The organism is Weissella confusa (assembly GCA_041871065.1).
Lineage (GTDB): Bacteria > Bacillota > Bacilli > Lactobacillales > Lactobacillaceae > Weissella > Weissella confusa_A.
The window spans coordinates 1,664,180-1,678,234 of record CP168942.1; the positions used below are offsets into that span (position 1 = coordinate 1,664,180).

General features: G+C 46.1%; 7 protein-coding genes, 16 tRNA genes and 2 rRNA genes. 1 reads left to right on the forward strand and 24 read right to left on the reverse strand.

All coding sequences use genetic code 11. The features are described 5' to 3' along the window. Positions 1 to 23: 23 nt before the first annotated feature. From cydC to ACAW68_08145, 5 genes are all read right to left on the reverse strand, one after another. Entirely contained in the window at positions 24 to 1,778 is a 1,755-nt protein-coding gene (cydC, locus tag ACAW68_08125; GenBank protein XGA15442.1) for a thiol reductant ABC exporter subunit CydC, read from the reverse strand. Then, entirely contained in the window at positions 1,771 to 3,504 is a 1,734-nt protein-coding gene (gene cydD / locus ACAW68_08130; protein ID XGA15443.1) for a thiol reductant ABC exporter subunit CydD, read from the reverse strand. Before cydD ends, cydC begins: the two co-directional genes overlap by 8 nt. Before the next feature lie 75 nt (positions 3,505 to 3,579). Next, positions 3,580 to 4,590, reverse strand: a complete 1,011-nt coding sequence (gene cydB / locus ACAW68_08135; protein XGA15444.1) for a cytochrome d ubiquinol oxidase subunit II — start codon at positions 4,588 to 4,590, stop codon at positions 3,580 to 3,582. Positions 4,591 to 4,592: 2 nt separating this feature from the next. After that, positions 4,593 to 6,065: a cytochrome ubiquinol oxidase subunit I gene (locus ACAW68_08140; protein ID XGA15445.1), complete on the reverse strand. Its 1,473-nt coding sequence runs from the start codon at positions 6,063 to 6,065 to the stop codon at positions 4,593 to 4,595. 192 nt (positions 6,066 to 6,257) lie between these two features. After that, on the reverse strand, positions 6,258 to 6,875 hold the full coding sequence (locus tag ACAW68_08145) for an ECF transporter S component (protein XGA15446.1): 618 nt from the start codon (positions 6,873 to 6,875) through the stop codon (positions 6,258 to 6,260). A 145-nt stretch (positions 6,876 to 7,020) separates the two neighbouring features. On the opposite strand from ACAW68_08145, the gene ACAW68_08150 reads away from it, so the two are divergent. Continuing rightward, positions 7,021 to 7,965, forward strand: coding sequence for an NAD(P)-dependent oxidoreductase (locus ACAW68_08150; protein ID XGA15447.1), 945 nt, complete (start codon positions 7,021 to 7,023; stop codon positions 7,963 to 7,965). A gap of 43 nt (positions 7,966 to 8,008) precedes the next feature. Here the strand turns inward: ACAW68_08150 and ACAW68_08155 are convergent, their stop codons facing one another. The 19 genes from ACAW68_08155 to ACAW68_08245 form a co-directional block, all read right to left on the reverse strand. Then, the gene (locus tag ACAW68_08155) at positions 8,009 to 8,851 is read right to left on the reverse strand and encodes a helix-turn-helix domain-containing protein (protein ID XGA15448.1); all 843 of its coding nucleotides are present in this window, start codon (positions 8,849 to 8,851) and stop codon (positions 8,009 to 8,011) included. A gap of 448 nt (positions 8,852 to 9,299) precedes the next feature. Further along, positions 9,300 to 9,387 (reverse strand) — tRNA-Ser (locus ACAW68_08160). Positions 9,388 to 9,413: 26 nt separating this feature from the next. Continuing rightward, positions 9,414 to 9,487, reverse strand: a tRNA-Ile gene (locus ACAW68_08165). 12 nt (positions 9,488 to 9,499) lie between these two features. Beyond that, positions 9,500 to 9,571, reverse strand: a tRNA-Gly gene (locus ACAW68_08170). Between the two features lie 29 nt (positions 9,572 to 9,600). Next, positions 9,601 to 9,673, reverse strand: a tRNA-Phe gene (locus ACAW68_08175). 7 nt (positions 9,674 to 9,680) lie between these two features. Beyond that, a tRNA-Asp gene (locus ACAW68_08180) sits at positions 9,681 to 9,754 on the reverse strand. Positions 9,755 to 9,791: 37 nt separating this feature from the next. Then, positions 9,792 to 9,865: transfer RNA gene (locus tag ACAW68_08185), tRNA-Met, on the reverse strand. A 31-nt stretch (positions 9,866 to 9,896) separates the two neighbouring features. Further along, positions 9,897 to 9,986: transfer RNA gene (locus ACAW68_08190), tRNA-Ser, on the reverse strand. A 21-nt stretch (positions 9,987 to 10,007) separates the two neighbouring features. Next, positions 10,008 to 10,081, reverse strand: a tRNA-Ile gene (locus ACAW68_08195). A 16-nt stretch (positions 10,082 to 10,097) separates the two neighbouring features. Continuing rightward, positions 10,098 to 10,171: transfer RNA gene (locus ACAW68_08200), tRNA-Met, on the reverse strand. A gap of 24 nt (positions 10,172 to 10,195) precedes the next feature. Continuing rightward, a tRNA-Pro gene (locus ACAW68_08205) sits at positions 10,196 to 10,269 on the reverse strand. 38 nt (positions 10,270 to 10,307) lie between these two features. After that, positions 10,308 to 10,380, reverse strand: a tRNA-Arg gene (locus ACAW68_08210). A gap of 9 nt (positions 10,381 to 10,389) precedes the next feature. Beyond that, positions 10,390 to 10,473, reverse strand: a tRNA-Leu gene (locus ACAW68_08215). Positions 10,474 to 10,476: 3 nt separating this feature from the next. Then, a tRNA-Gly gene (locus ACAW68_08220) sits at positions 10,477 to 10,549 on the reverse strand. Positions 10,550 to 10,553: 4 nt separating this feature from the next. Next, a tRNA-Thr gene (locus ACAW68_08225) sits at positions 10,554 to 10,626 on the reverse strand. Between the two features lie 46 nt (positions 10,627 to 10,672). After that, positions 10,673 to 10,745, reverse strand: a tRNA-Lys gene (locus ACAW68_08230). A gap of 2 nt (positions 10,746 to 10,747) precedes the next feature. Next, positions 10,748 to 10,820, reverse strand: a tRNA-Val gene (locus ACAW68_08235). A gap of 4 nt (positions 10,821 to 10,824) precedes the next feature. Beyond that, positions 10,825 to 10,941, reverse strand: a 5S ribosomal RNA gene (gene rrf, locus ACAW68_08240). A gap of 103 nt (positions 10,942 to 11,044) precedes the next feature. Beyond that, a 23S ribosomal RNA gene (locus ACAW68_08245) occupies positions 11,045 to 13,959 on the reverse strand. Positions 13,960 to 14,055: the final 96 nt, after the last annotated feature.

Below are 14,055 nucleotides of genomic sequence, written 5' to 3' on the forward strand. Positions count from 1 at the left end.
ACATATCTCCTTTCTTCATTATCCTAATTAATCGGTAAATCACCGTGGTCTAGCGCTAACAAACGTTGGAAACGTGGCTCAGTTGCCATCAAGTCCGCCGGTGTACCCGCCATGCTAATCGCTTTATTTTCTACAAAAATAACCTTATCAACCAGCTCAATTCCGGTCAAGTGGTGTGTCACCCAGATAACCGTCTTGTCTTGCAACGTCGCAAAAATAGTTTGCAACACTTGTAATTCAGTAATCGGATCTAGCGCCACTGTTGGCTCATCAAGGATAACAATTGGTGTATCTTGTAGCAAAATTCGGGCCAAAGCAAATCGTTGACGTTCACCACCTGAAAAACGACTTCCCATTTCAGTCATTGGTGTTTCTAATTGATTTGGTAACCCACGAACCAGCGTCGCCAAATTAACTTTCTCTAGCACTTCCCAAAGTTGTTCATCAGAAGTATGCAAATTTCCCAGGCGCAAATTATTCGCTACCGTACTTGCAAACAAGTATGGCTGTTGATCCAGCACAGAAATAATCGATGCGCGCGTATCAGACAAAGCAGCCACAGCTACACCGCCAATTGTAATTGTACCGGCCGTTGGGTTCTCATCGCCCAACAGTAACTTTAGCAAGGTTGTCTTTCCTGCACCAGACTGTCCCAATATGGCCAATCGTTCACCAGCTGGCACCTGCAATGATAAATCTTGCAAGACCGGTTCATCTGTATAACCAAATGACACGTGATCAAAGATAATATCAGATTGCTCAGGTGCTGATTGTTGTGTGACTGACTCACTATTTTCTTGGGTCGCTTCTTTATCCATCTCATTAAGTCGGACAATTGAATCTTGATAACGTGGCCACTCGCCAACCCCGGAACTGATTGTCGTTAGAGCATCTTCAGCCGGAAAAATTGCCAGCACGAAGGCAGCAATCCAATTCACGCCGAAGCTATCACCACCAAATCGTGACGTAGCAAACATCATCAGCAAGATCGCAACTGCACCAATAATCATGGCACCACCAAAATCACGCCACCAATTAAAGTGTGCTTGCTGCACCTTAATCTTATTTATTGCTGCAAAATCTTGCTTCTGACGCTCAGCCAATTCAGCCGTTCGACCAGCTAGGACCCAATCTTGCAACCCCATGACCGTATCCGTCAAATCGGTATAAAGATGCCCTTCTAATTGTTGTTGCTTAAAATCGCGGGCACCATTGACCGCCAAAGTTACCATCGGCGCCAAAATTGTCGTCATTGCCAACACAAGCAAAATTGCTAAGGCAAATCCCCAGTCAAACACACCGACCCCGATGCCAATCAGCGCATAAATGACCAGCCCAATAATCGTTGGGAATAACGTGCGCAAATAGAAGTTCTCAATTTTGAACAAGTCATTTGCCAATACATTTAGGACTTCACCCGTTTGCGACTTTGCATAAACCGACTTCGTTCCCGTTTCAACTAATTCGTACAAACGGCGACGGAATGTTGAGACAATTCGCAATACCCAGTTGTGTGACACTAAGCGTTGGGCGTACTTGAATGACGGACGACCAATTCCAAACGCACGAGTCAGTACAATTGGGACATACACCATCAAAATGTTTTCTGGCATTTGCGCTGAACGTGAAATCAAGAATCCTGACGTAAACATCAAGGCTGCGCCAGAAAATGTCGTCATAAAGCCCAAGAAAATAATCAGGACTAATAACTTTTTATACGATTTTAAATATGGAAAGACCCAAGTATCATTTTTAATTAAACTCATTAATTTATTCATGTGTTGCACCTCGCATCGCTGCTTGCAATTCAACAAAGTACCCCTTATTAGCCATCAGCTCTGGCAAGGTTCCTTGTTCAACAATTTGTCCATCGCGCATCACGATAATCAAATCCATTTCAGTCAACCAGTGCAAACGGTGTGTCGCAAAAATAACTAAACGTTTGTCAAACAAAGGCAGCATCGTTTCCTTTAAGCGCACTTCAGTTTCAATATCCAAGTGGGCCGTTGGCTCGTCCAACAGCAACACACGTCGATTATCATCAAGCATAATTCTGGCCAAACCAATACGTTGTGCTTGACCACCAGATGTCTGCATCGCACCCTCACCAATGATTGTGTCCAGCCCTTCTGGTAGTGCTTCGAACCACGCTGACAAGCCAACCGTTTCAATCGCCTCATGAATTTTCTCGTCCGTCGCCTCTGGGGCATAAAACGCTAGATTACGACGTAAAGTATCGTGAAAGATATACGGTTGTTGCGGTAGGACTTGAATTTGTTCCTGCCAAGCGCGCTGCTGCAAATGCGGTAATTGTTGCCCGTTTAATGACACATCCCCCTCACCGTTTAGGAATCCACCAATTAAATTCAGCAACGTTGATTTTCCTGAACCAGATGTTCCAACCAATGCGACACGCTCATATCCTTTGAAGTCCAAATTGATATGACGCAATGCTGGTTCAGCGGCTTCTGGATACGTGAAAGAAACGTCTGTTAATTGTAGTTCGTCGTTTTCACGCCAACGTTGGCTAGATGCCTCATATGCATCCGTATCCGTAGCTACTGGTTGATCTAGCAAAGCCATAATATCAGCCAACGCATTTTTCCCGTTCAACGTGGCGTGGTAATCATTCGCAAAATTACGAATTGGCAAGAAGTATTCCGGTGCTAAGACCAAAATAGTCAACGCAGGTAATAGCGTCATCGTGCCATCCATTAATCCCAATCCTAAAAATAGCGCCACAACCGCAATCGAAAGTGTTGTAAAGAAGTCCAGCGCAAATGTTGAAAGAATAGCAATCTTCAAAGTACTCATGGTCGCTTTACGGTGGTCTTCTGATACTTCATAAATATTATTCGCGTATTGCTTTGACAAGCCTAATTGCTTCAAAGTCGTTAAGCCACGCAAAGAGTCAACGAAGTGATTTGAAAGGCGATTGAAAGTGGCATACTCCCGATCAGCTTTCGCCTGGGCAGCCATCCCCAAGACAATCATAAATAGCACGATAACTGGATAAATGAAGAACAGAAAGACGGCTTGCTCCCAGTTAATCATGGCAACATAAGCCAAAATCAACCAAGGTATAATACTCATGTCGAATAGCTTAACTAATACCAGCGTCAAATAATCATGAACCTGGTCAATCCCTTCTACTGCCAAAGTAACCGACTTCCCCGTTCCTTGGTTCGCGACCACGCGTGGTCCAAGCGCCGCGTACTTTTCTGTAAGTTGTGTCTGCAATGACGCCGTTGTGGCATCAGCAAATGGTGATAAGGCATACTGCTTGGCGACGCCCATCAACTGACGTATCAAGTACGCCCCCACAAAAATCAAGACCGGCGTCACAACGGCGCCTAACTTATGGCCTTGCCACAAGTCAGTAATCGCTACACTTAAAAAGCGTCCCTGGCCAATAATCGCCAAAGCCTGAATCAACGTCAGCACCGACAAGATTCCCAACGCTTTTCTAGCGCCAGGAAACTTAAATAATCTTTTATCTAACATAATGCCTTTTCTCCATCTAACTAATATGTATAAAGAGGACCAAGCACACACTTGATCCCCTCTGATTGTTTTATGTTAAGCTGCCTTCTTCACAACAATACGCTTGCGGAAGATATAGAAGCTCCAAATTTGATAAGCCAACACAATTGGCAAAGCCGTGAAGGCAATCATTGTCATCCACTTCAACGTGTATGGTGTTGAAGTCGCGTTCTTCAACAACAATGACATCGCTGGATTGTCCCCAACAATAACACGTGGGAACAATCCCGTGAATAGCAACAACACAACCGAAATGATTGTGAGTCCCAAAGCGATAAATGACCAAACATTCGAACGCTTCAAGCCGGTTACCCAAGCGATAACCGTCAACAAAACGATGACTGCTAGGAATGCCAACGTAATAAGTGGCTTCTTAGCAAAGAAATCTGTGAAGATAAACAACGTGATGGCAAACGCAACTTCACCAACCAACAAAACGGGGTACAAAACCTTTAATTGTGATTGGATACGGTCGTGCAAGTCACCTTCTTCAAGCTTCAAGCGTAGGTAATTTAATCCGTGGATGTATGACAACAACGCAACGGCGGCCCCACCAACAATTGAGAAAATGTTGAAGTAGTCAAAGAACGTTGCTGACATATCACCCGCCTTGTCCAATGGCATTCCTTGAACAACGTCTGTGAACAAAACACCGAATAGGAATGGCACAATCAAAGCTGCAACCGCTGAGATTGTCGTCCACAAATTGCGGTACTTTGCCGTACGCATTTGCTCACGGAACTCGAATGAGACACCTCGGTAAATCAAGCCAATCAGAATCGCAAATAGGATTAAGTAGAACCCTGAAAATAGTGATGCGTACCAGAATGGCATTGCCGCGAACATGGCACCACCAGCCGTAATCAACCAAACTTCATTACCATCCCAGTGAGGGCCGATTGATTCGATGAGGGCATCTTCTTCATGTTCATTCTTAGCCAAGCCCTTCAAGGCCATTCCAACTCCGAAGTCAAACCCTTCTAGGAAGAAGAATCCTGCAAACAAGATGGCAATCAATACGAACCATAAAATTTGAAATCCTGTCATGATTAAGCCTCCTTTCCTGCATCAAATGCTTCAGCTGAGAATGGATCAACATCCTGAGCTTCCGGCTTATCATCAACGCTATCTGGGCCGGCAATCATAACACGACGTGCCAACATGAACATCAAGCCACCTAGTGCAGCAAATGTTGCGAAGTACAAGATGTTAGACGTTAGCAATGAGGCGAATGACACGTTTGGTGACACGGCATCAGCAATCGTAAGCACACCATAAACGACCCATGGTGCACGACCAAGCTCCGTAATCAACCAACCGGCTGTTTGTGCCAAGAATGGTAGGAACATTGATAGACCGAAAATCCAAAGGGCCCAACGGTACTTCGTAATATCAAGCTTTGACTTCTTACGGACGGCCCACAAGGCAACAACTGCCAACAAACCAAACGCCCCAGCTGATACTGCCATGACACGGAAGGCATAGTAGATGGTGTTGTTTGGCAAGTAATAGTTCATATCATGACCAAACTTCACATCATACTTCTCGTGCAATTCCTTATTAATCTCTGTCCAACCCTTATTTTCACCAGTCAATGAGTGGTGCGCCAAGATAGACAACACATACGGAATGTCCAATGACCATTCCACTTCATGTGTCTTTGGGTTAGTGTATGCAACAACTGACCATGGCTCTTGCTTATCCTTGCCACCGACGTTTTCATCCAAACCTTCTGTTGCTGCAAACTTCATTGGTTGATCGTCTTGCAAGTATAGTGAGTGGCGATCACCAGTCAAACCAATACCTGCAGTTCCAATCAACGCTACCACTGCCGCAACCTTAATTGACTTCTTAAAGAAATCTAGGTTACTGTTTGGCTTACGTAGCAATGACCAAGCTGATACACCAATGACCACGAATGATCCAGTTAAGAATGTCCCAAAAATAACGTGCGGGAACTCCAACCACAATTGGTGGTTTTGTAGCAAGGCCGGGAAATCGACCAAAACGGCACGGTCGAACTTGTGATCAACCTTGAAACCAACTGGGTTTTGCATAAATGAGTTGGCTGCCAGAATCCACAAAGCTGAAAAAGCTGATCCTAGCGTCGTCAACCAAATGAAGACCAAGTGTAGTTTCTTGTTGAAGCGTTCCCAACCAAACATCCAAAGGCCCAAGAACGTTGATTCCATAAAGAACGCAACCAACGCCTCGACAGCCAAAGCTGGTCCGAAGATATCTCCAACATAACGTGAGTAACGTGACCAATTCATTCCAAATTGGAACTCCTGAATAATACCCGTAACAACTCCAACCGCAAAACTCAATAGGAAAATCTTTCCCCAGAACTTTGCCATACGCTTGTATTGGTCATCCTTTTTGACCACATACATCGTTTCCATGATGGCGACAACTAGTCCCAAACCAATTGACAATGGCACGAAGAAAAAGTGAAAAATCGTTGTCATTGCGAACTGAATTCGAGCTAGGTCCAAAATGGAAAGTCCTTCGATCAAGTTCATAAAACTTGCCTCCTACTGTCCCAAAAAATTATTTACTTTCCCAAGCTCTTAATAAGTGCTCACTTACTCTTTAATTGTACAGTTCTGGTCCGATTTATGCTACTGATATATTAGGACTTAATACTTTGTTCATAGTATCAACAAAAAAACTGGAACCGACATAAAGTCAGTTCCAGTTTTTCGGTCTACTATTTAATTTAAGCGCTTCAATACAGTCAATACTGGCATACCAATCAATGGTACCAAGATAGCTGATACAACGATTTCAACCAATCCATTCACACCAGCGACACCAAAAATCAACCAGTTAGCCAATCCTGATGTTGGAATACCCGTAAACGTTGTGTGCATCACTGAGAAACCAATCCAAGTTGAAAGCAAGACAAAGAACGTGTTCAAGAACGCTGATAGTCCGCCCAAGAAGACAATCCAACCCGTTTGTTGTGCAAGTGAACGATTGCGTACAACGTACCAGTAAATCAATCCAACGATTAGTCCAACCAGAATACGAGGCAACAATGCCGTGATTGGGTTACGGAAGATCATACCGCCGATACTTGGCACGTTTGACCATGCCATCCAAAGTGAGTAAGCACCCCAAACAAATCCAAGTAGTGCACCAACACGTGGTCCGAGAATCATAGCTCCGATTGCCACCGTTACACTAATGATTTGAACTTGAACCCCAACACCAGCTGCTGGCGTAATTGACAACAATCCCAACCAAGGAACGATTGATTGAACCAAAATAATTGCAATAAACAAAGCTGTAAGCACCAAACGACGCGTCTTGTTTTGTGAATTCATCATAATAAATATCCTCTTTTATTTCTGTGAGGTTATTATAACAAGGCACTAACTTTTAGTGCGTCAAAAAGGTAATCCGTGTATATTAATAGACGATACTGATATTTTGTCATAAACTAAGCGTAAATAACCACAGGAGGGCTAGACTATGTCTCAACTATTACTCGCTGTTCAACCATTGCGTGATGCCGACATTGCGCAACTAACCGAACTTGGCGTGACTGTTACAACACCAGACACAATTAGTGATGATGCTTTGGCTAACGTCACCATTAGCTATGGGTGGTCAGCCACCTTGGGACCAAAAATCCTAGCAACGCCTAATAACCAATTGAAGTGGATTCAAACGATGTCTGCTGGTGTCGACTATATGCCACTGAAGGAATTATCGGCACAAGGGATTCTCTTAACGAACGCCAGCGGTTTGAAGTCTGTGCCGATTGCACAATCTACCATTGGCTACATGATGCATTTTGCCCGTGGCCTAAACGTCTATCAAAACCGTAATCACTGGGAAGAATTCACTGATCAATACATGCTTTCTGAACTACCTACCGTGATTTTTGGAACAGGTCACATCGGCCAACAAATCGCGCGCTACTTATCAGCCTTTGACACACCAGTCTATGGCGTCAATACATCTGGGCGTCCCGTAGAGGGCTTTGACGCCACCTTTAGCATCGACGACTTGTCATCACTACCAGATGTCGCCGTCGTCATCAGCGTGCTACCAGGTACAGATGCAACCAAGCATTTCTTTAACGCAGAAACGTTTGCTCACTTCAAGAAGCTGTTTTTGTTTGTTAACGTTGGTCGTGGCTCTACCGTCGATCAAACTGCTTTGCTTGATGCGTTAGATAAGCAGGACATTCGCTATGCTGCTTTGGATGTGACAGAAGTAGAACCTATTCCAGATGATTCGCCACTCTGGCACCATGATAACTTGCTCTTGACTCAACACACGACTTGGGCAGAACATGAGTCATCAGGTCGTGCTGGTAACCTCTTCCCACTATTCATGAAGAACTTGCCTGACTTCTTAGCAGGTAAGCCGCTAACAACAAACTTCGTTGACGTCTCACGAGGTTACTAATCTAATGACTGAAAGGTGCTACCCGATGTAGTACCTTTTTTTCTTACACCAAAACGGCATATCCTCGCACATCTTCTTTCAATGTCGCGTCTTTTGAAAATTCAGCCGCAGCGTATGCCAATAATTGCGCTTCTTTCTTTTCATTGGATAACGCAAGTGCCTCCGCGCATTTCATCCGAAGCGTTTGCAAGGCCACCATCTCGTGATAATTTGTGGTTGTTGGTAGCAGTTGCAACGCTTCCGTTACCCGTTCTAACGCTTTGTCTGCAAAACCACTTACAAGGTACATTTCTGCTTGATGGCGATATGTATGTGTAATAACTGATGCCATAGCCGCTTGTGTGTCCACAGATGATCGGCGAATCAATCCACACGCGCGCTCAAAGCATTCCGCTGCTAATTCATTCTTATCTTGTGCTGTCCAAGTAGCACCCATCTCTGTAAATATTTCGATTGTCAATTCAACCTGATACTTATCAACATCTCCTAGTGCGACTTGCAATAGTTGCATAGCCTCTGCAGCTTGCCCATGATATAAAGCCACACGTGCTCGTAGGACATTGAATTCAGGAATCGCATAGATTGGGATACGTGTCGTCAACGTCGGGTTAAGCAAGGCTTCCTCTGCTTCTTCAATTTGATTCTTTTCAATCAAGCGACGCACAACACTTAAGGGTGTTGCCACATTTTCATTAATTTGTGCGATATCAGCTGCGTTTAGTTGCAAACGTTCACACAACTTTTGCAACACCGTCATGTTAGAAACTTCGTCTGTGCGTTCGATACGAGACAACAGTGATTGGTGGCAAATGCCTTCTGCAACCTCTGCTTGTGAAATCCCCAACTGCTCACGTCGGCGCTTCAAGCTCCCCGATACTAACTTCATAATCTATTCCCCTTGCTTACATAAGATACATTCAGCATAATCGGTTCTTAGCACACTAACAAGCTCACTCTATTGACATTCAACACCCGTAATCATTAACCATTCAATCGCTCTCTCGTACGTCAAACGACGCTAATCACCTCTACTACGCCATTTTTCAATCATCAAATCTCATACGGTCGTAACTCAGATATACTGCTTATGCTAATTTTTCATTTTTTAACAATTGCCTTTGCAGCGTTACTTTATGTAGATAAAGACGTCTGAGAATGTCGGAGGTTCTAGACCAACAGCTGCTGTGATAATCAGATTGTGATTACTAATCGTAGTTATCGAGATCGATGCTGTGATAAATAAAAAAGGTGTTATCTGACGAACAGATAACACCTAATCATTAGTCGATTTAATTGCAAATAAAAAATGGTAGATAAGCATCTACCATCAGTAGCGGAGACAGAGGGATTCGAACCCTCGCGCCAGTTTCCCGACCTACACCCTTAGCAGGGGCGCCTCTTCAGCCTCTTGAGTATGTCCCCATGTCAAAAGTTGAACCTTTCAACCATGGGACTGAGAGGACTCGAACCTCCGACCTCACCCTTATCAGGGGTGCGCTCTAACCAGCTGAGCTACAGTCCCATAAAACAAAAAAGCGGACGACGGGAATCGAACCCGCATTCCCAGCTTGGAAGGCTGGAGCACTAGCCATTGTACTACATCCGCAAAATAATTCAATTTGCTCTTTCGAGCAATGGCGCGGGAGGGAATCGAACCCCCGACACTACGAGCTTCAATCGTATGCTCTACCAACTGAGCTACCGAGCCATTATAACGGTCACAACGGGATTCGAACCCGTGATCTTTCGCGTGACAGGCGAACGTCCTAACCAACTAGACCATGCGACCAAACATTTCTGTTTTAGTGATTAACTAAGTTAATCAATTGCGGGAGCAGGATTTGAACCTACGACCTTCGGGTTATGGGCCCGACGAGCTACCAGACTGCTCCATCCCGCGATAATAAATAATGATGATGATTTAACATCAAAGGAGAATGTGGGATTCGAACCCACGCGCCGCTTTCACGACCTGACGGTTTTCAAGACCGTTCCCTTCAGCCAGACTTGGGTAATTCTCCATAAAGACTTAAGGTCTGTAATGGACCTTGTTGGACTCGAACCAACGACCGGACGGTTATGAGCCGTCTGCTCTAACCAACTGAGCTAAAGGTCCTTGTTATTTGAGTCAATCGCGGCGGGGGGAATCGAACCCTCGACCTCCCGGGTATGAACCGGACGCTCTAGCCAGCTGAGCTACACCGCGAACTATAACATATTCTGTTATAAATCGGGACGACAGGATTCGAACCTGCGACCCCCTGGTCCCAAACCAGGTGCTCTACCAAGCTGAGCTACGTCCCGAAACGATTAAACTATGATAACAAACTTTCGTTTGTTAATGGACCTAGCAGGACTCGAACCTGCAATACCCGGTTCGTAGCCGGGGTGTTTATCCAATTAGCATATAAGTCCATTAATAAGTGCCGGCTACCGGGATCGAACCGGTACGATGTTTCCATCGCAGGATTTTAAGTCCTGTGCGTCTGCCTATTCCGCCAAGCCGGCAAAAGCGAACAACGGGATTCGAACCCGCGACCTCTACCATGGCAAGGTAGCGTTCTACCAACTGAACTATATTCGCATGATGCCGACTAAAGGACTCGAACCTTCGACCCTCGCTTTACAAGAGCGATGCTCTACCAACTGAGCTAAGTCGGCGTAATAATAATTCACCGGATAACGGAATATTCAGATGTCACCCAAATGGGTCGTCAGGGGCTCGAACCCTGGACCCATGGATTAAAAGTCCACTGCTCTACCAACTGAGCTAACGACCCAATGGACGTTACAGGGATCGAACCTGTGACCCCCTGCTTGTAAGGCAGGTGCTCTCCCAGCTGAGCTAAACGTCCATGTGCATCGCGACTTCCTATCCTCGCAGGAAGCGATCCTCCAACTACTTTCGGCGTTACTGAGCTTAACTTCTGTGTTCGGTATGGGAACAGGTGTGGCCTCAGTGCCATCGTCACGACACGTACTAATTTAATTAGCATTACGAGATTAATTATCTCAAAACTGAATCATAATGTCAATATCAAATTCAAACTTCGTTTGAGCCTTACACCACGTTTTCAACTTGGTTAAGTCCTCGAACCATTAGTACTAGTCCGCTCCATGCGTCGCCGCACTTCCACTTCTAGCCTATCTACCTCATCATCTCTGAGGGGTCTTACTTCATAAAGAATGGGAAATCTCATCTCGAGGCGAGTTTCACACTTAGATGCTTTCAGCGTTTATCTCATCCGTACATAGCTACTCAGCGATGCTCCTGGCGGAACAACTGATACACCAGAGGTACGTCCACCCCGGTCCTCTCGTACTAAGGGCAGCTCCTCTCAAATTTCCTACGCCCGCGACGGATAGGGACCGAACTGTCTCACGACGTTCTGAACCCAGCTCGCGTACCGCTTTAATGGGCGAACAGCCCAACCCTTGGGACCGACTACAGCCCCAGGATGCGATGAGCCGACATCGAGGTGCCAAACCTCCCCGTCGATGTGGACTCTTGGGGGAGATAAGCCTGTTATCCCCAGGGTAGCTTTTGTCCGTTGAGCGATGGCCCTTCCATGCGGAACCACCGGATCACTAAGCCCTACTTTCGTACCTGCTCGACTGGTAAGTCTCACAGTCAAGCTCCCTTGTGCCTTTACACTCTGCGAATGATTTCCAACCATTCTGAGGGAACCTTTGGGCGCCTCCGTTACCTTTTAGGAGGCGACCGCCCCAGTCAAACTGCCTGCCAGACACTGTCTTCCACCACGCTTAGTGGTGCGAGTTAGAGTGGTCATACAACGAGGGTAGTATCCCAATGACGCCTCCACCGAAACTAGCGTCCCGGTATCTACGGCTCCTACCTATGCTGTACAAGCTGCACAAACACTCAATATCAAGCTACAGTAAAGCTCCATGGGGTCTTTCCGTCCTGTCGCGGGTAACCCGCATCTTCACGGGTATTTAAATTTCACCGAGTCTCTCGTTGAGACAGTGCCCAGATCGTTACGCCTTTCGTGCGGGTCGGAACTTACCCGACAAGGAATTTCGCTACCTTAGGACCGTTATAGTTACGGCCGCCGTTTACTGGGGCTTCAATTCGTACCTTCGCCGAAGCTAAGCACTCCTTTTAACCTTCCAGCACCGGGCAGGCGTCAGCCCCTATACGTCATCTTACGATTTTGCAGAAACCTGTGTTTTTGATAAACAGTCGCCTGGGCCTATTCACTGCGGCTCAGCTTTCGCTGAGCACCCCTTCTCCCGAAGTTACGGGGTCATTTTGCCGAGTTCCTTAACGAGAGTTCACTCGCTCACCTTAGGATGCTCTCCTCGACTACCTGTGTCGGTTTGCGGTACGGGCAGGTAAACACTAACTAGAAGCTTTTCTCGGCAGCGTGACATCACGGACTTCCCTACTTTATTTCGGTCCTCATCATAACTTGTCCTTAAAAGATAAAGCATTTAACTCGATCTAAGACTTATTATTTAACCCAGCATATCCAGCAGCTGGGATCCGTTAGCCTTCTGCGTCCCTCCATCGTTCAAACATGTTCACCTGGTACAGGAATCTCAACCTGTTATCCATCGACTACGCCTCTCGGCCTCGCCTTAGGTCCCGACTAACCCTGGGAGGACGAGCCTTCCCCAGGAAACCTTAGTCATACGGTGGACAGGATTCTCACCTGTCTTTCGCTACTCATACCGGCATTCTCACTTCTAAGCGCTCCACCAGTCCTCACGGTCTGACTTCATCACCCTTAGAACGCTCTCCTATCGCGCCACTTACGTGGCACCCGTAGTTTCGGTGGTGTGTTTAGCCCCGGTACATTTTCGGCGCAGAATCACTCGACTAGTGAGCTATTACGCACTCTTTAAATGGTGGCTGCTTCTAAGCCAACATCCTAGTTGTCTATGCAACTCCACATCCTTTTCCACTTAACACACACTTAGGGACCTTAACTGACGATCTGGGCTGTTCCCCTTTCGACAATGGATCTTATCACTCACTGTCTGACTCCCGGACATACGTGATTGGCATTCGGAGTTTATCTTAATTTGGTAACCCGAGATGGGCCCCGCACCAAAACAGTGCTCTACCTCCAACACGCTACATTCCGAGGCTAGCCCTAAAGCTATTTCGGAGAGAACCAGCTATCTCCAAGTTCGATTGGAATTTCACCGCTACCCACACCTCATCCCAGCATTTTTCAACATGCACGGGTTCGGGCCTCCAGTGCGTTTTACCGCACCTTCACCCTGGACATGGGTAGGTCACCTGGTTTCGGGTCTACAACAACATACTAATTCGCCCATTTCAGACTCGCTTTCGCTACGGCTCCGGTCTTTCCACCTTAACCTTGCATGGTATCGTAACTCGCCGGTTCATTCTACAAAAGGCACGCTATCACCCATTAACGGGCTCTAACTTCTTGTAGGCACATGGTTTCAGGAACTTTTTCACTCCCCTTCCGGGGTGCTTTTCACCTTTCCCTCACGGTACTGGTTCACTATCGGTCACTAGGGAGTATTTAGCCTTGCGAGATGGTCCTCGCGGATTCCGACCGGATTTCACGTGTCCGGCCGTACTCAGGATCCTGACGGGAGGTCAACACTTTTCGCATACGGGGCTATCACCCTGTCTCGCTCAGCTTCCCAGCTGATTCTGCTAAATGTTAACTTTGTAACTCCACAATGTCAGTCCTACAACCCCAAAGTGCAAGCACTTTGGTTTGGGCTCTACCGATTTCGCTCGCCGCTACTGACGGTATCGATTTTTCTTTCTATTCCTGTTGCTAATGAGATGTTTCAGTTCACAACGTCTACCTTCAACCTAACTATATATTCATTAGGTGATAACTTGCATAACAAGTTGGGTTCCCCCATTCGGAAATCTCCGGATCAAAGCTTACTTACAGCTCCCCGAAGCATATCGGTGTTAGTCCCGTCCTTCATCGGCTCCTAGTGCCAAGGCATCCACCATGCGCCCTTAATAACTTAACCTATCAACTGACGTTGATGATATAAGTTTGAGTATGTGGCTCAAAGGCCACAAGCGATTTTAAACTAATTTAAAAAACTCAAAAAATTACGCGGTGT

Excerpts from the sequence above, each read along its gene's own strand:
- cydC (XGA15442.1), bottom strand. The coding sequence starts at position 1,778 with ATGAATAAATTAATGAGTTTAATTAAAAATGATACTTGGGTCTTTCCA.
- cydD (XGA15443.1), bottom strand. The coding sequence starts at position 3,504 with ATGTTAGATAAAAGATTATTTAAGTTTCCTGGCGCTAGAAAAGCGTTG.
- cydB (XGA15444.1), bottom strand. The coding sequence starts at position 4,590 with ATGACAGGATTTCAAATTTTATGGTTCGTATTGATTGCCATCTTGTTT.
- ACAW68_08140 (XGA15445.1), bottom strand. The coding sequence starts at position 6,065 with ATGAACTTGATCGAAGGACTTTCCATTTTGGACCTAGCTCGAATTCAG.
- ACAW68_08145 (XGA15446.1), bottom strand. The coding sequence starts at position 6,875 with ATGATGAATTCACAAAACAAGACGCGTCGTTTGGTGCTTACAGCTTTG.
- ACAW68_08150 (XGA15447.1), top strand. The coding sequence starts at position 7,021 with ATGTCTCAACTATTACTCGCTGTTCAACCATTGCGTGATGCCGACATT.
- ACAW68_08155 (XGA15448.1), bottom strand. The coding sequence starts at position 8,851 with ATGAAGTTAGTATCGGGGAGCTTGAAGCGCCGACGTGAGCAGTTGGGG.